Source organism: Streptosporangium sp. NPDC006007, assembly GCF_040614315.1.
Taxonomy (GTDB): domain Bacteria; phylum Actinomycetota; class Actinomycetes; order Streptosporangiales; family Streptosporangiaceae; genus Streptosporangium.
The window spans coordinates 24,579-41,554 of sequence record NZ_JBEXUG010000020.1 but is presented as its reverse complement, the minus strand read 5'-3'; the positions used below and the strand labels follow the sequence as shown (position 1 = coordinate 41,554).

15 protein-coding genes are annotated in these 16,976 nt (G+C 71.2%); 10 read left to right on the top strand and 5 right to left on the bottom strand.

Going from position 1 to position 16,976, the window contains the following annotated elements:
• Window positions 1–22: 22 nt before the first annotated feature.
• The gene (locus ABZ194_RS17455; RefSeq protein ID WP_355597305.1) at window positions 23–3,238 is read right to left on the bottom strand and encodes a BTAD domain-containing putative transcriptional regulator; all 3,216 of its coding nucleotides are present in this window, start codon (window positions 3,236–3,238) and stop codon (window positions 23–25) included.
• A gap of 105 nt (window positions 3,239–3,343) precedes the next feature.
• Window positions 3,344–3,976: a hypothetical protein gene (locus tag ABZ194_RS17450; protein ID WP_355597303.1), complete on the bottom strand. Its 633-nt coding sequence runs from the start codon at window positions 3,974–3,976 to the stop codon at window positions 3,344–3,346.
• Window positions 3,977–4,205: 229 nt separating this feature from the next.
• Here ABZ194_RS17450 and ABZ194_RS17445 point away from each other — a divergent pair, with 229 nt between their 5' ends.
• The 4 genes from ABZ194_RS17445 (at window position 4,206) to ABZ194_RS17430 (ending at window position 6,707) form a co-directional block, all read left to right on the top strand.
• Complete coding sequence (locus tag ABZ194_RS17445; RefSeq protein WP_355597301.1) at window positions 4,206–5,057, top strand: helix-turn-helix transcriptional regulator; 852 nt, start codon at window positions 4,206–4,208, stop codon at window positions 5,055–5,057.
• A gap of 55 nt (window positions 5,058–5,112) precedes the next feature.
• A complete protein-coding gene (locus ABZ194_RS17440; protein ID WP_355597299.1) occupies window positions 5,113–5,325 on the top strand; it encodes a DUF397 domain-containing protein in 213 nt (70 codons plus the stop codon).
• A gap of 215 nt (window positions 5,326–5,540) precedes the next feature.
• Complete coding sequence (locus tag ABZ194_RS17435) at window positions 5,541–5,741, top strand: DUF397 domain-containing protein (protein ID WP_355597297.1); 201 nt, start codon at window positions 5,541–5,543, stop codon at window positions 5,739–5,741.
• A 357-nt stretch (window positions 5,742–6,098) separates the two neighbouring features.
• Window positions 6,099–6,707, top strand: coding sequence for a hypothetical protein (locus tag ABZ194_RS17430; protein ID WP_355597295.1), 609 nt, complete (start codon window positions 6,099–6,101; stop codon window positions 6,705–6,707).
• A 78-nt stretch (window positions 6,708–6,785) separates the two neighbouring features.
• Here ABZ194_RS17430 and ABZ194_RS17425 read toward each other — a convergent pair whose 3' ends face one another.
• On the bottom strand, window positions 6,786–8,369 hold the full coding sequence (locus ABZ194_RS17425) for a peptide chain release factor 3 (RefSeq protein ID WP_355597293.1): 1,584 nt from the start codon (window positions 8,367–8,369) through the stop codon (window positions 6,786–6,788).
• A gap of 226 nt (window positions 8,370–8,595) precedes the next feature.
• On the opposite strand from ABZ194_RS17425, the gene ABZ194_RS17420 reads away from it, so the two are divergent.
• From ABZ194_RS17420 to ABZ194_RS17405, 4 genes are all read left to right on the top strand, one after another.
• Window positions 8,596–9,357, top strand: coding sequence for a protein phosphatase 2C domain-containing protein (locus ABZ194_RS17420; protein ID WP_355597291.1), 762 nt, complete (start codon window positions 8,596–8,598; stop codon window positions 9,355–9,357).
• Between the two features lie 51 nt (window positions 9,358–9,408).
• Window positions 9,409–9,657 carry a hypothetical protein gene (locus tag ABZ194_RS17415; protein ID WP_355597289.1) on the top strand — a complete coding sequence of 83 codons (249 nt, stop codon included), beginning with the start codon at window positions 9,409–9,411 and terminating at the stop codon, window positions 9,655–9,657.
• Window positions 9,658–9,986: 329 nt separating this feature from the next.
• Window positions 9,987–11,537: a phospholipid carrier-dependent glycosyltransferase gene (locus ABZ194_RS17410; RefSeq protein ID WP_355597287.1), complete on the top strand. Its 1,551-nt coding sequence runs from the start codon at window positions 9,987–9,989 to the stop codon at window positions 11,535–11,537.
• 113 nt (window positions 11,538–11,650) lie between these two features.
• Window positions 11,651–12,481: a phosphoribosylaminoimidazolesuccinocarboxamide synthase gene (locus ABZ194_RS17405; RefSeq protein ID WP_355597285.1), complete on the top strand. Its 831-nt coding sequence runs from the start codon at window positions 11,651–11,653 to the stop codon at window positions 12,479–12,481.
• 99 nt (window positions 12,482–12,580) lie between these two features.
• Here the strand turns inward: ABZ194_RS17405 and ABZ194_RS17400 are convergent, their stop codons facing one another.
• A complete protein-coding gene (locus ABZ194_RS17400; protein ID WP_355597283.1) occupies window positions 12,581–13,378 on the bottom strand; it encodes a protein phosphatase 2C domain-containing protein in 798 nt (265 codons plus the stop codon).
• Window positions 13,379–13,462: 84 nt separating this feature from the next.
• Here ABZ194_RS17400 and ABZ194_RS17395 point away from each other — a divergent pair, with 84 nt between their 5' ends.
• Both ABZ194_RS17395 and ABZ194_RS17390 read left to right on the top strand, forming a co-directional pair.
• A complete protein-coding gene (locus tag ABZ194_RS17395; RefSeq protein WP_355597281.1) occupies window positions 13,463–15,361 on the top strand; it encodes an N-6 DNA methylase in 1,899 nt (632 codons plus the stop codon).
• A gap of 25 nt (window positions 15,362–15,386) precedes the next feature.
• A complete protein-coding gene (locus ABZ194_RS17390; protein ID WP_355597279.1) occupies window positions 15,387–16,280 on the top strand; it encodes a serine/threonine-protein kinase in 894 nt (297 codons plus the stop codon).
• A 195-nt stretch (window positions 16,281–16,475) separates the two neighbouring features.
• Here ABZ194_RS17390 and ABZ194_RS17385 read toward each other — a convergent pair whose 3' ends face one another.
• Complete coding sequence (locus ABZ194_RS17385) at window positions 16,476–16,835, bottom strand: hypothetical protein (RefSeq protein WP_355597276.1); 360 nt, start codon at window positions 16,833–16,835, stop codon at window positions 16,476–16,478.
• Window positions 16,836–16,976 lie beyond the last annotated feature (141 nt).

The following is a 16,976-nucleotide window of genomic DNA, read 5'->3' as shown; positions in this document are numbered from 1 at the left end:
TTACCCGGCCGGGCGGGCCGAGTTAGCCGAGGTGGCCGGCGGGAGACTCCCGCAGGGCGCGGAGCGCGGGCCGGTAGACCCGCGCCCCGGCCCGGCGGACGAACTCCTCGGCGGCCCGAAGGTGGGCCGAGGCCCGCTCCCGGTCGCCGTCCAGCAGGGCGAGCCGCCCCAGGCACAGGTCGGCCACCGACCAGCCCAGCAGGCGGCCCGCGCCGGGGACGAGCCTGCCGTACAGGATCCGCCCGGCGGCCACGTCTCCGAGCGCCACGCAGATCTCACTGACGGCGTCCGCCGTGAACCGGTACGCCAGGTCGGGGCCCAGGGACGCGAAACCGTCCCCGGCGAGGTCGGCGAAGACGGCGCGCGCCTCGTCCGCCCGGTCCAGGTCGATCAGCGCCAGGCACCTCAGGATCCGCCAGGGCCGCTGGCCCGGTCGTCGGCCGAGCATCTCGTCGGCCACCGCGAGCGCCTCGGCCGCCGCGCCCCGCGCCCTCGCGGCGAGAAAGCGGAACACCCCGCGCCGGAGCTCCCCGTCGTCACGGCCCAGAGCGCCCTCCGGGTAGGCCGCGGCGGACTCCTCGGCCGCGGCCAGCGCCTCGGTGAAACGCCCGCCCAGGTAGGCGTGGACCGCGCGCTGCCAAGCCGCCAGGCTGACCATCGACGGCAGCCGGAGCCGGTCCGCGGTCTCGCCGAGCCAGGCCAGCAGTTCGGGAGCCCGCTCGGTCCTGCCCTGGGCGATCAGCTCGACATACGCGGTCTCACGGCCGATCCACTCGGTGGCCAGGTCGCCGGTACGGCGGCCGATCTCGGTGATCTCGTCGACGATCGACTGCCTGTGGCCGTGGTCGTGGCCGGTCCTGGAGAGCAGCTCCTGGACGATCAGCGCCCTGGCCAGGGTCCGGTCGTCGCCGGTACGACGGGCCAGCCGCACCGCCTCATCCGCCATCGCCGTACTCCGCTCGACCGTTCTCGCGGTGGACCCGGTCAGCGCGGCGGCGGCGAGCAGCTGGGCCCGCCAGGGCGAGCCCTCGGCCAGGCCGGAGGCCAGGACCCGGTCGATGCGCTCGGCGAGCCGGTCGATACCGGTCACCTCCTCGTACATCGCCAGGGAGATCGGGTCGGAGAAGCCCAGCGCCGCCCTGGCCAGCCGGCTGTCGTCGCCGAGCCCCTCGGCGATCTCCGCGGCGGCCTCCAGCGACACGTGGGCCGCGATGCTCATCCCCGCCGCCGCCTGCGCCTCGGCCAGGTCCAGGAGGAGGTCGCAGCGGAGCGCGTCATCGGTCCTGGGGAGCCGGCCGACCATCGCGATCGCCTGCTCCAGGTCCTCCACCGCGTCCTCGTGGGCGAACTGCGCCGTGGCCTGGGCCGCCGAGCGCCGGGTGTAGCCGATGGCCTTGCCGGCCATCCGGGCGGTGAGCAGACTCTCGCGGTAGTGGTGGGCGATCTCGGTGAGACGGGTTCCGCTCCGCCGTTCGAGCACCTCGGCGATCCTGGCGTGCAGCCGCCGCCTGCGCAGCGGCGGCAGCGCCCCGCGCAGCACGTCACGGACGATGTCGTGGACGAAGCGGCAGACCGGCCCTTCGCCCTCGACCAGCAGCCGGGCCCGGACCGCGGCGTCGACGATGTCGAGCACCCGGTCCCCGGGCAGCTCCACCACCTCGATCAGGATGTCCGTCGCCGCGTCCCTGCCGAGCAGGGCCGCGACGGTCAGCACCTCCTCGGTGTCCGGCGGCAGGCCGGCCATCCGGCCGCGCACGACGTCGGACAGCGCCTCGGGGGTCTCGCCCAGTTGCAGGATCTCCCCCAGGAAGAACGGGTTGCCCGCGGTCAGCCTGCCCATCTCCCCGGCCCGGCCGGGGTCGGCGCCGGCCCGGCCGAGATACTCGCGGACCTCCCGCTCACCGAGCCCCCGCAGCGGGAGGCGGCGCACGTGCGGCAGCCGTACCAGCGCGCCGAGCACCCGGTCCAGCGCCCCGCCGGGCCGCACGTCGGTGTCGCGGTAGGTCGCCACCACGGTCAGGTCCGGGCAGAGCCGGGTGGAGGCGAGGAACTCCAGCAGCCGGAGCGATGAGGCGTCCGCCCACTGGAGGTCGTCGAGGACGACCAGGACCCGGCCGTGCTCGTTCAGCAGCCGGGCGAACGCCTCGTAGAGCTGGAACCGCCCGGCCCCGGTGAGCCGGCCCGGCCCGGTGTCCCCGCCGACCAGCTCCCGTACGGCCTGCGTCCACGGCCAGAACGGCGGCGCGCCCGTACCGTCCCAGCAACGCCCCCAGACCACCCGGCGCCCCCCGGCCCGCGCGGTCTCGGCGGCCTGCTCGGCGAGGCTGGTCTTGCCGATTCCGGGTTCCCCTGCCAGCAGCGTCACCCGGTGCCCCTCACCGGTGACCGCCTGTTCGAGCACCTCGGTCTCGGCGTCCCTGCCGACCAGCCCGGACTGCCGTACCGCCGTCACCGCCGCGGCCCGGGGCCGCGGAGTGAGCGCGGGATCCTGGGCGAGGATGCGCCGTTCCATCTCCCTGACCCTGGGGTCGGGGTCCAGGCCCAGGTCCTCCACCAGCAGCCTGCGCCCCTCGGCGAGCACGGCCAGCGCGTCGGCCTGCCGTCCTGCCTGGTAGAGGGCGTGGGCGCCGAGCACGCGGAGCCGCTCCCTGAACGGGTGGGCGGCGACCAGCTGGGCCAGCTCGCCGGTCAGCGCGGCCCCCAGGCCGAGCGCCAGATCCGCCTCGGACACTTCCTCCCGCAGGGCCAGCCTGAGCTCGGCCAGCCGGGCGATCTCCTCCCCGGCCCAGGGGGCGCCGCCGAAGTCGGCGAGCGGCTCCCCCCGCCACTCCGCCAGCGCCAGCCGCAGCTCCCGGCCGGCGGCCCCGTGGTCGCCCTCCGCGCTCAGCCGCCTGCCCTCGGCCGCGTGCCGGTGGACCCTGGCCAGGTCGAGCGCGGTGCCGGGGATGTCCAGGGCGTAGCCCCCCGGCCCGCTGACCAGGATCGCGGGGGGCACCTGGCGCCGCCGGCCGGGTTCGAGGACGCGGCGGAGCTTGGAGACGTAGGCCTGCACGGTGTTGACCGCTCCGGGGGGCGGCCCGTCCTCCCAGAGCGTGTCGACGATCCGGCCCATCCCGACCGGGCGGGGGGCGGCGAGCATGCACAGGGCCAGCACCGCCCGCTGCTGGTAGGGCCCGATGTCCAGCGGTGTCCCACCGTCGGCGATCACACTGACCGGCCCCAGCACACGAAAGTCCATCCGGCCACCTCGCTCACGAACTGGGCAGATACTAGCCTTTCGTCCCTGTGCGGTGCCCGGGGTCCCCGTGCCGCGCCCGGCGACCGCCGCGGGCGGGCGCGGTTTTCACGGCTGGAGCCGGTCGATCCTCCCGGTGCCGTCGCAGAGCGGGCAGCTCTTCTTCCCCGCGCTCCCCGTGGTCGTCACGGTCTCCATGACCCCCGTCCTCCCCGTCCTCGCCATGCCCCCGGTTCTCCCCGTCCTCCTCGCGGCCCCCGTCCTCGCCGTAATCGTCGTCCTCGCCGTGGCCCCCGTCCTCCCCGCGCCCCCCGTGATCGTCACGGTCTCCGTGACCTCCGTCCTCCCCGTCCTCGCCGCCGCCCCCAGATCCTCCGCGCCCCCCGTACCGATCTCGCGGCCGGGCCCTCCACCCTCGCCGCCGAGACGCGCGCCGGCCGGTAGATCGGCCGCCCCCTCATCGTCTTCCTTGTCGTCCCCCTCGCCGAGGCCGCCTCCGCGCGCCTCGCCGTACCCCTCTCCGCGGCACAGGCCGCACTCCAGCAGGGCTGCGAACCTGGCGTCCCGGTAGTTCCGGCGAAACAGCCGCCTCCGGCCGATCTGCCACTCCTGGACCCAGGCGAAGGCGTCGGGTTCCCAGAAGATCCAGTTGTCCAGTGCTCTCAGGTAAATGATCAGTAAGCTCCGTACGGCGGTCCTGATACCGATCCGGACCCCGATGCCGTGGATGCCTTTCCTCAAGGACCGTCACCTCCTTGAAGGTTCGTCCTTTGGCCTACCTCCCTTTTACTCTGTCTTACGTCATCGGCGACTATCATTGGCAATTGCCACAGGAATGTACCTGCGGCGGTTACCTTATGAGGTTGCCACAGGATGTTGCTGTTTGACTGTTACCACCGCCCCGACCTGGGAAGACTCCCCAAAGTGAGGCGGGAGCGTCCGCGTCATCAAAAAGAAGAGGTAAGCGCCGATGGCCGGAACCAACCCCACTCTGCGCCGTCGGCAGCTGGCCGGCCGCCTGCGGGAGCTCCGCGAGCAGGCGGGGAAGAGCATCAGGGAGGCCGCCGAGCAGCTCGAATGCTCACCGGCGAAGATCAGCCGCATCGAGACCGCGCAGCGCGGCGCGCTGCCCAGGGACGTGCGCGACCTCTGCCTCTTCTACGGGGTGACCGATCAGGCTCAGATCGACGCCCTGATGACCCTCGCGCGCGAGGCCAAACAGCAGGTGTGGTGGCAGGAGACGGAGGACGTCGACTTCCGCTCGTTCCTCGGCCTGGAGATCGACGCCACGTCGATCTCCGAGTATGAGACCACGACCGTCCCCGGGCTGCTGCAGACCGAGGACTACGCCCGCGCGGTCATCAGGGGATTCCTTCCGGGGATAGACACCGACGTTCTGGAGGAGCGGGTCACCTACCGGCTGAGACGCCAGGAACGCATGTACGGCCCGCGTCCGCCGAAATACTGGGTTCTCCTCGACGAATCCGTGCTCCATCGCCACGTGGGCGGGGCCGGTGTCATGAGAAGGCAATTGGAACGCCTTGAAAAGGCCTCCGAACTACCTCATGTGACCATCCAGGTCATTCCTTTCACCGTCGGCGCCCACATGGGGTTCGACAGTGCTTTCATCTTATTGGAGTTCTCCGACCCGACGATCGGGGACACAATATACCTCGACACCTTGATGGGCAGTTTTTATCTGGAGAAGGCCAAAGAACTTGAGCGTTTCCGGGAGACGCTCAACCATCTTCGCGCGGTGGCGCTGAGCCCACAGGAGTCGGCGATCCGCATCGCGAGGGCACACGACGGGTTCGCGGCCTGATCGTCGTGGACCGTCATTTAAGAAACCATTCCCAACAAATTATCACGGAGAGACGATGACGTCTTCCAAACCTGCCGAGTTCTCCACTCTTGAGTGGCAGGTCTCAAGCCGGTGCAATAACGGCTCCTGCGTCGAAATCGCCAGAATACCCGGCGGAGGCGTAGGCATTCGTGACAGCAAGAATAAGAGTGGGCCGGTCCTGGAGTTCGGCGTGACCGAGTTCCGGGCTTTTATAGACGGGATCAAGGACGGAAGCCTCGGCCTTTAGCCCCAGCCCCTCACAAGGGGGGTGAAACAGTCGTCGAACGGCACCGAAGGAAGATCCCGGAAGTGCCGTTCTGTTCTTCCCGGCACCCGCTGGGCGCTCGCCCCGCGAGAGGCGGCATCGAAAAATCCCAGGCCCTCGGCGTGAAAGTGAACTATAATTCCCCTGGCGCGGCGCTCTTCTGTGGAAGAGTTGTCAATCTTTCCGGGAGGAAACACATGGACGGCGGCTCGCAGTTCCATGGAGCCATCTGGCGGTCGGGGTGCAACAACGGAAACTGTGTCGAGGTCGCCTCGGGGCACGGCCGGATCGGGGTGAGGGACGGCAAGAACGGCGGAGCCGGACCGGTTCTGTCGTTCACCGTGGAGGAATGGCGGGCCTTCATCGAGGCCGCGAAGACCGGGGTGTTCGACGTCTGACCGGGGTGCACGGCCAGTGCAGGCGTTCCCATAAGTGCTATAAGTGCTATAAGTGCTATAAGTGCTATAAGTGCTATAAGTGCTATAAGTGAAGAGTGGGCGGATTCAAGAAATTCCCGATGCGGGGAAATCCTTGAACCCCTCGCGGCGGCGACGATCGGGGCGACCCCGGCGGGGCATCGTCGGCGAGCCGGCTCACCGGACACCCACCGCCGGGGAGGCCGGGTGTCCGCTGGGGGGAACCGGAGCCGGCGTCGGGAGGCCACCGGCCGGCGGGAAGGACCACCGGCGGGATGATGGGATCTCGACGTCCTCCCCACGGCCGAAGGCGGAGGTCTCCACACTCAAGGAGTTTCGATGAGCTTCGAACTGGCCGTCTGGCACGAGCCCACGCCGATCACCAGGGAGGACGCCGAGCGCGTCTTTCGGGCCCTCGGCGGCCGGGAGCCCGGAGACGCGGAACCGCACCCCGGGGTGGCGGCGTTCGTCGCGCGGCTGCCCTGGGCCAGGCCGGTCTCCCCCGCCCACGCCCTGGTCACCGTGGAGCCGGAGCGGTCGGACGAGGTGTCCGGCGAGGTCTTCGCCCTGGCCCGGGAGTGCGGGCTGGTCTGTTACGACCCGCAACGGCACCTGGTGCACAACCCGGCGCCGCCGGGCGTCCACCCGGGCATGCAGTTGCGCACCGGCGACGGGATGATCGTCGTCGACCCCGACCCGGGGCTCGTCGCCGACGCGCTGACCACCATGTCGCCGCAGAACCCCTTCACCGCGCTGGTCGTCTTCGGTGAGCACTTCATCCAGACGTCACCGGAGATCTCGGGGTATGAGCTGGAATACAAGGACAGCGTGAAGGACGTGATGCTCCGTACCCACGTCTCCGGCGTCGAGGCGGTCCAGCGCGCCTTCGCCGAGTACGCCGCCGGCGGGCGCGCGTTCCTGGACCGCCATCGGTGGCTGCGGGTCTGAGCCGGGGCTGAGCCGAGTCCGGACCGGGGCCGGATGGGGCCCCCGGGATGGGACGGTCACTCGCCGGGGAGGCGGACCTCAGCCGCGGGTGTCGGCGAGCAGCGCCCTGAGCACCAGATCGGGGTGGTCGCGGAGCACACCGCGCATCCGCCACTCGTCGCTGAACAGCGCCAGCAGCTCTCCGTCGAGCGACCGGGTGAAGACCTCCACACCCCGCTGGCGGGCCAGGACCGGCGCGGACGCGGCGTCGGTGATCCTGGCGAGGCTGAAGTCGAGCCGGTCCATCGCGATCTCGGTGTTGAACTCGCCCGCCAGCCGGTGCTTGACCACGTCGAACTGCATCGGGCCGACCGCCGCGAGCACCGGCGACTGGTCGCCCCGGATGTCGGAGCGCAGGACCTGCACGACGCCCTCCGCCTCCATCTGGTCGATGCCCTTGCGGAACTGCTTGGCCCGGCTGGAGTCACGGCAGCGGACCGTCCAGAAGTGCTCGGGCGCGAAGCTCGGGATCCTGGGGAACTCGACCGGCGAGCCGTCGTAGAGGGTGTCACCGGGGCGCAGGGCGGTGGCGTTCACCAGCCCGACGACGTCACCGGGGAACGCCTCGTCGATGGTGGCACGCTCCTGCCCGAAGACCGACTGGGCGTACTTGGTGGCGAAGGGGCGGCCGGTCGCCGCGTGGGTCAGCACCATGCCGCGCTCGAAACGGCCCGAGCAGACCCGGACGAACGCGATCCGGTCGCGGTGCGAGGGGTCCATGTTGGCCTGCACCTTGAAGACCAGGCCGGAGAAGGGCCGCTCCAGCGGGCGCGGCACGTCCTTGGCGTCGGGACGGGGCGCGGGGGCCGGGGCGATGTCGACCATGGCGTCGAGCAGGCGGCCGACCCCGAAGTTGTTGAGGGCCGCGCCGAACAGCACGGGGGTGGACTCGTGCGCCTCGAACGCCTTCTGGTCGTGGTCGGAGCCGATCGCCGAGAGCAGGTCCACCTCGTCCTTGGCCCGCTCCCAGTCCTCGCCCAGCTCGGCCAGGGCCTCATCGGCGGTGAGCGCGGTCTCGATGGCCTTGGTGGCTCCGCCGGGGGTGCGGGTGTAGCGAACCGCCTGGTCGGCGGCGCGGTCCACCACCCCGTGGAAGAAGCCGCCGGTGCCGATCGGCCAGGTGATCGGGGTGGGCCGCAGACCGGTCTTCTCCTGGATCTCGTCCAGCAGCTCCAGCGCCTCACGGCCGGGCCGGTCCCACTTGTTGACGAAGGTGATCACCGGGATCCGGCGGTGCCGGCAGACCTCGAACAGCTTCAGGGTCTGCGGCTCCATGCCCTTGGCCGCGTCCAGCAGCATGACCGCGCAGTCGACGGCGGCCAGCACCCGGTAGGTGTCCTCGGAGAAGTCGGCGTGGCCGGGGGTGTCGACCAGGTTGAACATGTGGCCGCGGTACTCGAACCGGAGCGCCGCCGAGGTGATGGAGATGCCCCTGGCCTTCTCCATGTCCATCCAGTCGGAGGTCACGCCGCGGCGCCCCGCCTTGCCGTGCACGGCTCCGGCCTCACTGATCGCGGAGGCGTGCAGCGCGAGGGCCTCGGTCATGGTCGACTTACCGGCGTCCGGGTGGCTGATCACCGCGAACGTGCGGCGCCGTACCGCCTCCTGAGTGATCGCGGTCATCTCCTGGTCTCCTAGCCGTGCGAGGGGTGGGGGCCCGCGGCACACTGCGGGCCGCCGAGACAGCTTACGCGCCACCACGGCTGTCAACGGATCCGGCAACACTTGCCCAGGCCGCTTGCGTCACCATGGTGTTCAGTGGATTGTGGAACATCTCGGTTCGCCCATGCCCATCCCGACTGCCCGAAAGCGACTTGCTCGTGCAACTCGACGTTCCAGTGGTGCGCAGATGATCACGCTCCGGTATGCGGCCGGCTCCGATGTCGGCCGGGTCCGCCAGGGCAACGAGGACGCGGCCTACGCCGGTCCCCGGCTGCTCGCCGTCGCCGACGGCATGGGGGGCCACGTGGGCGGAGAGGTCGCCAGCTCGGCGGCGATCGCCACGGTGGCCCCGCTGGACGACGAGTGCCCGGCGGACCTGTTCGCCGCGGCCGAGGCCGGGGTCCGCAAGGCCAACCAGCGGCTGCGCGAGCTCGTCGAGCAGGATCCCTCGCTGACCGGCATGGGCACCACCCTGACCCTGATGCTCTGGGACGGCCTGCGGGTCGCCCTCGCCCACATCGGCGACTCCCGCGCCTACCTGCTCCGCCACGGCGACCTCTACCAGATCACCTATGACCACACCCTGGTCCAGACGCTGATGGACGACGGCCGCATCACCGCCGAGGAGGCCGCCCGGCATCCGCACCGGTCGATCCTGCTCCAGGTCCTGGACGGCGGCGACGCCGTCGATCCCGACCTCACTCTGCGCGACGCCGAGATCGGCGATCGCTACCTGCTCTGCTCCGACGGCCTGTCCGGGGTGGTGGAGGCCGACCGGCTCCGTCACGTGCTCGCCGAGGTCGACGACCTCGGCGAGGTGACCCGGCGGCTCATCGAGCTGGCCTGCGACGCCGGCGGCCCGGACAACATCACCTGCGTGGTCGCGGAGGTGGTCGAGGGGCCCGCCCCGGACACCCCCGTGGTGGTCGGCTCGGCCAACCCCTCCTAACTCCTTTCTCGACAGATCCCCTTTTTCCCAGTAAATCCCCCTTAGTCTTCCATGTCCTATCCGGAAACGCCCATGGAAACACCCGTGGAACCGTTCACCGGACCTCTCGCCGGCAAGACCCGGCCCGTTCTGGTCGCGGCGAAGAGCAGGCGCTATCGTCGGTGCTCTGCTCTCCTCACCGATCGTCACCCCGGAGGGATGTCCGTCGTGTACAAGGAATTCGCCATTGAGGCGATCGTGTGGCTTATCCCGGTGGTGGTCCTCGTCGGCCTGGCCTACATGATCACCCGCCCCGCCTGACCCGCTCACCCGGAAGCCGGGGCACCGGGGCGCCCGCCTCCACGCCCCGGCTTTCGCGTGTCCGCCCACCCCGGGCGGTCCCCCTTCCCCGCAAGGTCCGTTCTCGGATAAATGCGCCGAAATCTCCATTAAAGGAGTAATTTCACTCGCAGCCCGATGACGGAAGGGGAGCATCCTTGGAAAAGGACCGGGATGAGACCGGGATGCCCACGAGCGGCACGCGAGACGGCCCATCCGGCCCCCCGCGGTCATCACCCTCCCCGGGGCCGGCCGACCCGGCGGCCCGCCCCGCGGCCGATCGGCCGGCCCCGCGGACGCGCGGCGCCGCGGTGCGGGGATGGGCCGGGCCGCTGCTGGTGGCGGCCTTCGGCGCGGCTCTGCGCTTCAACCAGCTGGGCAGACCGCACGCGGTGATGTTCGACGAGACCTACTACGCCAAGGAAGGGCTGTCGCTGATCACCTTCGGGGTCGAGCGGACGGCGCTGGGCACCGCGACCGAGCACACCGCCGACGACCGCCTCCTCGCCGGGAACACCGACATCTGGGTGCACTGCACGCCGCCCGACGCCGCCCCCTGCCCGCAGTACGTGGTGCATCCACCCCTGGGCAAGTGGATGATCGGGGCCGGGGAGTGGCTGTTCGGCGCGGACCCGTTCGGGTGGCGTTTCGCCGCCGCCCTGACCGGTGTGCTGTCGATCCTGATCCTGGCGCGGGTGGCCCGCCGGATGACCGGTTCGACGCCGCTGGGCTGCCTGGCCGGGCTGCTGCTCGCCCTGGACGGACTACATCTGGTGCTCTCCCGCACCGCGCTACTGGACGTCTTCCTGATGTTCTGGGTGCTGGCCGGGTTCGCCTGCCTGGTGCTCGACCGCGATCGTGCCGGGGGGCGCCCGGCCGCCCTGTGGGGATCCACGCCACCGGCCGCCGGCGGCCCCAGGCTCGAAACGCGCACCTGGCCCGGAACGCGTACCTGGCTCGGAACGCGCCCCTGGCGGATCGCCGCCGGCCTGTGCCTGGGCGCCGCCTGCGCGGTCAAGTGGTCGGGGGTCTTCTTCCTGATCGCCTTCGCCGTCATGTCGTCGGCGTGGGATGTCGGCGCGCGCCGCGCCGCCGGCACGCCCAGACCTCGCCGGGGCGCCCTCACCGCCGGCGCTCCCGCCGCCCTGTTCGCCATGGGCGTGATCCCGGCGCTCACCTACCTGGCCTCCTGGACCGGCTGGTTCCTCTCCCCCCTGGGCTACGGCCGCAACTGGGCTCGGGCCGCCTCCCAGGACCCGGTCAACTCCGTCCTCGACTCGCTCAGGTCGTGGGCCGGCTACCACCAGATGGCCCTCCGCTTCCACACCGGCCTGACCTCCTCTCACCCCTACCAGTCGGAGCCCTGGCAGTGGCCGCTGCTGCTGCGCCCGGTGGCCTTTCACTACCAGACGCCCAAGGGCGCGTGCGGTACCGGCGGTTGCTCGCAGGCGGTGCTGGGGGTGGGCACCCCGGTGATCTGGTACGGCGCGCTCGCCGCGCTCATCGCCATGATCGTCTGGTACGTCGGCGCCCGCGACTGGCGCGCCGGGGCGATACTGCTCGCCTACGGCGCCGGCTGGCTGCCGTGGCTCTACTACGCCCTCATCGACAACCGGACGATGTTCCTGTTCTACATGGCACCGCTGCTTCCCTTCATGACGCTCGCGCTGACCCTCGCCGCGGGCCTGCTCATTGGCCCCCGGGGCGCGCCCGCCCGGCGGCGCGCCGTCGGCTGGGCGGTGGTGGGGGTGTTCACCGTGGCGGCGCTGGCCAACCTGTGGTGGCTCTACCCGGTGCTCAGCGGCGAGATCGTCGCGCAGGGGCGGTGGAGCGCGCGGATGCTGCTGCGGAGCTGGATCTGAGCCGGATCCGACGCGGCCGAAACCACCCCTGTTTCGGGAACCACCAGGTCGCCGACTACTCTGTTCCCGCCCCGCGCACCAGCAACGCCAGAGAGAACGGTTGAGGAACACCAGTGAAGCTTCTCCACTCCGGGAAGGTCCGCGACGTGTACGAGGACCGGGGGGACGTCATCCTCGTGGCCTCGGACCGGGTGTCGGTGTACGACGTCGTCCTGCCCACGCCGATCCCCGACAAGGGGAAGGTCCTCACCCGGCTCTCGCTGTGGTGGTTCGAGCAGCTCGCGGACATCGTGCCCAACCATGTCGTCTCCGCCACCGACGTACCGGCCGAGTTCGAGGGCCGCGCCGTACGGTGCCGGCGGCTGAACATGGTGCAGGTCGAGTGCATCGCCCGCGGCTACCTCGCGGGTCTGGGGCTGAAGGAGTACCTGGCGAACGGCTCGGTCTCCGGGGTGGCGCTCCCCGCCGGCCTGGTGGAGGGCTCCAGGCTTCCCCAGCCGATCTTCACGCCCACCACCAAGGCCCCGCTCGGGCAGCACGACGAGTTCATCACCTTCGAGGACGTGGTCTCCCAGGAGGGCGCCCAGGTCGCCGCCGAACTCCGCCGGATCACCCTGGAGGTCTACGGCCGCGGCGCCGAACTGGCGCGCGAGCGCGGCATCGTCATCGCCGACACGAAGATCGAGCTGGGCTGGGCGTCCGACGGGACGCTCGTGCTCGGCGACGAGGTGCTCACCTCCGACTCCTCACGGTTCTGGCCCGCCGACGACTGGGAGCCCGGCCGGCCGCAGTTCGCGTTCGACAAGCAGTTCGTCCGCGACTGGGCCGACGGGACCGGCTGGGACAGGAAGGAGCCCGCCCCCGAGGTTCCCTCGGAGATCGTCGAGGCGACCCGGGCGCGCTACATCGAGGCGTACGAGCGCATCACCGGCAGGACCTGGTAGGCCGGACGGGCTCCCCCGCGTGACGGAAACGGCCCTTTGACCGACGTGACCGTGGGGGCGTGGCGGCTCCCCCGCGTGACGGGCACGGCCGCCGCCCCGTCAGGGCGTCAGTTTCCGCTCGGTGGCCGCGCCCACGACGGACCGCTCGGTGGAGGCGGGGTGACTGCCGAAGTCGGCCACGATGCAGGTGATGTTGTCGGGGCCGCCGCCCCGGTTGGCCAGGTCGATGAGCCATCTGGTGGCCTCGGCGGGGTCGTCGATGTCGCTCAGCGTGTTGAACAGGGTCTCCGGGCCGACCACGCCGGTCAGGCCGTCGGAGCAGAGCAGGTAGCGGTCGCCTCGCTGTGCCTCGCGCAGCGACAGGTCCAGCTCGCCGTCGCCGGTGCCCTCCAGGACCCGCAGCACCATGGAGCGGCGCGGATGCTCGGCGGCCTGCTCCGGGGTGATCCGCCCGTCGTCCACCAGCGACTGGACCAGGGTGTGATCGTGGGTGATCTGGTAGAGGGCGCCGTCGCGCAGCATGTAGGCGCGGGAGTCGCCGACGTGGGCCAGCGCGAAGGTGGCGCCCTCCCAGAGCATGGCGGTCAGGGTGGTGCCCATGCCGCGCAACGTGGGGTCGTGCTCGCTCATCTCGCGCAGCGCGTGGTTGACGTCCCTCGCCGTGTCCCTGATGGTGGCCACCAGGTCGACGCCGGTCCGTGAAAGGCTCTCGTCCAACGCCGCCATGGCCGTGATCGCCAGTGAGCTGGCGACCTCTCCACCCGCGTGACCGCCCATGCCGTCGGCTACGGCGAGCAGGCGCGCGCTCGCGTAACCCGAGTCCTCGTTCGCCTCACGGCGGACGCCGACATCCGAGCGGGCGGCGTAACGCAGTGCCAGGGCTTCGTTCAGTGCCATGAAGGCAGTAAAGCATTGGTTGAAGCACTTCACAAGCAAACCTGTTGTAGACCGTTGCGGCACAGTCAACTACTGTGGCCCAGTATGGAGGAGAGCCAGGACATCACGGTGAACGCGGGCGACATCGCCCGGCTCGCCGCCGTCGGCCGTGCCGCGGTCAGCAACTGGCGCCGCCGCCACGACGACTTCCCCCAGCCCGTGGGCGGAACCACCTCCAGCCCCCTGTTCTCCCTGCCCGAGGTCGCCTCCTGGCTGCGCCGCAACGGCAAGCCCTTCGAGGTCTCCCTGGGCGACCTGGTCTGGCAGCGGCTGCGCACCTCCGTCGACGACCTGCGCTTGGGCGACCTGGTGGGCAAAGTCGGCGTGTTCCTGCTGTTCCTGCACCGCGAGCCCGGAGCCTGGCGCGAGCACGGCGCCCGCTCGCTGACCGGCCTGGCCACGGCGACGGCCGACCTTCCCGGCTCCGCCGACCCCCGGCTGGACGACCCGGTGCTGCTCAGGCTGGTGGCCGAGCTGGCCGCCGAGCACGGGCCGCTGGACGCCTTCGAATTCCTCTGCGAGCGCTACGTCGAGGCCCACTCCCGCCGCCTCGCGGTCACCAGGGACGACGTCGCCGCCCTGATGCACCGGCTGGCCGCCCAGGAGGGCGGCACCGTCCTCGACCCCGCCTGCGGTGTCGGCACCCTCCTGCTGCACGCGGACTCCTCACTCGGACAGGAGATCAACGAGACGAACGCGCTGCTCACCGCCGTCCGGCTGCTGCTGCGCGGATCCAGGGCGCGGATCGTCGCCGGTGACTCGCTCCGTGAGAACGGCCTGGCCGGGAAGACGGCCGACGCCGTGGTCTGCGATCCCCCGTTCAACGAGCGCGCGTGGGGTTACGAGGAGCTGACCGGCGACCCCCGCTGGGAGTACGGCCTGCCGCCGCGCGGGGAGTCCGAGCTCGCCTGGGTGCAGCACTGCCTGGCCCACGTGCGGCCAGGCGGCCTGGTGGCGATCCTGATGCCCACCGCGGCGGCCGGTCGCCGTCCCGGCAAGCGAATCCGGGGCAACCTGCTGCGCACGGGGGCGCTGCGGGCCGTGGTGACACTGGGCCCCGGCGGCTCCGACCTGTGGTTACTCCGCCGCCCCGACGGCGGGCGGCCCCCTTCACAGCTTCTGGTCGTGGACGCCGGCGAGGACCTGTCGGTTGTGGAGCCCGCCTGGCGGGCCTACCTGGGCGACCCCGAGGCCGAGCTGTCCGGCGAGAGCCGTACCGTGCGGATCATCGACCTGCTCGACGACGAGGTGGACCTGAGCCCGGCACGGCACCGTCCGCAGCAGGGCGGCCAGGACTTCACGCGGGACTTCACCGAGGCGCTGGAGATGTTCCGGGACACCTCGGCCACGCTGTCGGACGCCCCCCCGGCCCTTGAACTGCTCGGCGAGCGGCAGGACCTGCCGACGACCACCGTCGGCGAGCTGGCCAAGGCGGGGCTGATCACGATCCTCCAGGCGCCCCCCAGGATGTCCGCCGACGAGGGCCCCCTGCCGGTCCTGACCACCGACGACACCGTGCTGGGCACGGCCCCGTCGGGAGGGACCGTCCTGGACCCGGCGCTGGTCATGGTCAGACCGGGCGACGTGGTGACCACCGTCCTGGGGGTGGTCCGGGTGATCACCCGCAGCGGGGCGGCGCTCGGCCCGCAGCTCACGCTCTACCGGGTGGACCGGCAGCGGCTCGACCCCGACTTCCTCGCCGGCTTCCTCCGTTCGGCCGACGCGGCCCGGATCCACCCCGGCTCCAGCCGCCTGGACGTACGGCGGGCCCGGGTGCCCATGCTCCCCCTCGCCGACCAGCGACGTTACGGAACGGCCTTCCGCGAGCTGTTCGCCCTGGAGGACAGGCTGCGTCAGACGGCGGCACTGGGGGAAACCTTGATCCGGCTAGGCTTTGACGGACTGGTTGACGGCCATCTCCGGCCGTGCGACCAAGGGGTGTGATGTCCCGTGGGGGTGGGAGAGCCGGATGGTCATCGACGACCGATATGTGCTCGACGACCTCCCCCTGGGACAGGGCGGCATGGGCGCCGTCTACGGCGGCCATGACCGGCACCTCGACCGCAAGGTCGCCGTCAAGTTCCTGCGGCTCGTCACCGGCCCCGACGAGGAGCTGAAGCGGCGTTTTCTACGTGAGGCGCGCATCCTGGCGAAACTGGAGCATCCCGGCGCCCCCGTCCTCTACGACTTCGGCACCTTCGAGCACCGGCTGTTCCAGGTCATGCAGTTCATCGCCGGTGTGACCGTGGCCGACCTGCTCAGCGAGCACGGCCCGCTGCCGGTCCCGTGGGCCGCCGCGATCGCCGCCCAGGCGTGCGCGGTGCTGTCCGCCGCCCACGCGCTCTCCATCTACCACCGAGATCTCAAGCCGACCAACCTGATGCTCTGCCCGGACGGCAGCGTCAAGGTCCTCGACTTCGGCCTCGCCATGCTGCGCGAGGCGGATTCGGCGCAGTTCACCCGGGTCGGCCAGATCCTCGGCACCCCGTCCTACATGGCTCCCGAGCAGATCCAGAGCGGCCTCGCCAGTCCGCGCAGCGACCTCTACGCCCTGGGCTGCGTGATCCACGAGATGCTGACGGGCGAGCAGCTGTTCACCGGGCCCACGGAGTACGCCGTGTTCGAACGCCAGGTCAAGGAGCGCCCGCCCGCCGTCCCCGGCGTCCCCGCGGGGCTGAACCGGCTTCTCCAGGACCTCCTGGAGAAGGACCCCGACCGGCGCCCCCGGGGGGCCGACACCCTCTACGAGCGGCTGCAGCCCTTCGCGGTGAGCCTGCCGATGCTGCCCGGTTTCCTCAACCCGCCGTCGATCCCCAGCCCCGGCCGGATGTACGCCCGCATGGTCGGCCGAGTCCTGGCCTGACGGTGAGGGTGCAGGTGAACGCCTCCCGGCTGGGGCACGGCTCTTGGCCTGACCGGCCACGGTGTTCTCAACGGGATGAAGTCGGCCCTGTCCGGGAGGCGTTCGTCCGCGCTCACCGGACGCGGCGTGTGACCCGGGACCCGGGCTGTCACGGTGTGAGGCGCGTGACGGCGCCGGATTACCGAACTGTCCGCGTCACCGGCGGGATGTCCTCCGCTCACATTTGGTGTACCACCGCTCCATGCAGTCCAGCCTGTCGCGGTGCCGGTGGCGAATCTGCCTGACGTGCCCGCCGTCCCGTGGCCTGGCGGCCGGTGCGGGCGAGGGCCGGGCGGTGGTCACGGACGCGGACACGGGAGAGGGGGACGGCGGGGCCGGAGAGCCGGGGATGACCGTGGCCGCGGCGGCCGGGGAGTCCAGCGGCGCTCGCGCGGCGTGGGCGCCCGCCTGCCCGGCGAGCAGCACACCCAGCACGAGGACGAACGTGACACCCGCTGTCCGGGACCGGAGGAGTCCCACCGGGCTCGGGGCGGCACACATGAGGTTGGCTGTCATTCGGAGATCCCTCACATGGGTGAAAGGCGATCGGGACAGGCCGGCCTCCGCGCCGGCCGCGAGTCAGGTCGCGCGTCGGGCACGGATCCGGTGGGCGATCGGCGGCCCGTGGAACCGGCCGGTCCGATTGATTTCGGGAGA

What these genes read in the sequence shown, in the direction of transcription:
- ABZ194_RS17455 (WP_355597305.1), bottom strand. Translation starts at nt 3,238, where the DNA reads ATGGACTTTCGTGTGCTGGGGCCGGTCAGTGTGATCGCCGACGGTGGG.
- ABZ194_RS17445 (WP_355597301.1), top strand. Translation starts at nt 4,206, where the DNA reads ATGGCCGGAACCAACCCCACTCTGCGCCGTCGGCAGCTGGCCGGCCGC.
- ABZ194_RS17440 (WP_355597299.1), top strand. Translation starts at nt 5,113, where the DNA reads ATGACGTCTTCCAAACCTGCCGAGTTCTCCACTCTTGAGTGGCAGGTC.
- ABZ194_RS17435 (WP_355597297.1), top strand. Translation starts at nt 5,541, where the DNA reads ATGGACGGCGGCTCGCAGTTCCATGGAGCCATCTGGCGGTCGGGGTGC.
- ABZ194_RS17430 (WP_355597295.1), top strand. Translation starts at nt 6,099, where the DNA reads ATGAGCTTCGAACTGGCCGTCTGGCACGAGCCCACGCCGATCACCAGG.
- ABZ194_RS17425 (WP_355597293.1), bottom strand. Translation starts at nt 8,369, where the DNA reads ATGACCGCGATCACTCAGGAGGCGGTACGGCGCCGCACGTTCGCGGTG.
- ABZ194_RS17420 (WP_355597291.1), top strand. Translation starts at nt 8,596, where the DNA reads ATGATCACGCTCCGGTATGCGGCCGGCTCCGATGTCGGCCGGGTCCGC.
- ABZ194_RS17415 (WP_355597289.1), top strand. Translation starts at nt 9,409, where the DNA reads ATGTCCTATCCGGAAACGCCCATGGAAACACCCGTGGAACCGTTCACC.
- ABZ194_RS17400 (WP_355597283.1), bottom strand. Translation starts at nt 13,378, where the DNA reads ATGGCACTGAACGAAGCCCTGGCACTGCGTTACGCCGCCCGCTCGGAT.
- ABZ194_RS17395 (WP_355597281.1), top strand. Translation starts at nt 13,463, where the DNA reads ATGGAGGAGAGCCAGGACATCACGGTGAACGCGGGCGACATCGCCCGG.
- ABZ194_RS17390 (WP_355597279.1), top strand. Translation starts at nt 15,387, where the DNA reads ATGGTCATCGACGACCGATATGTGCTCGACGACCTCCCCCTGGGACAG.
- ABZ194_RS17385 (WP_355597276.1), bottom strand. Translation starts at nt 16,835, where the DNA reads ATGACAGCCAACCTCATGTGTGCCGCCCCGAGCCCGGTGGGACTCCTC.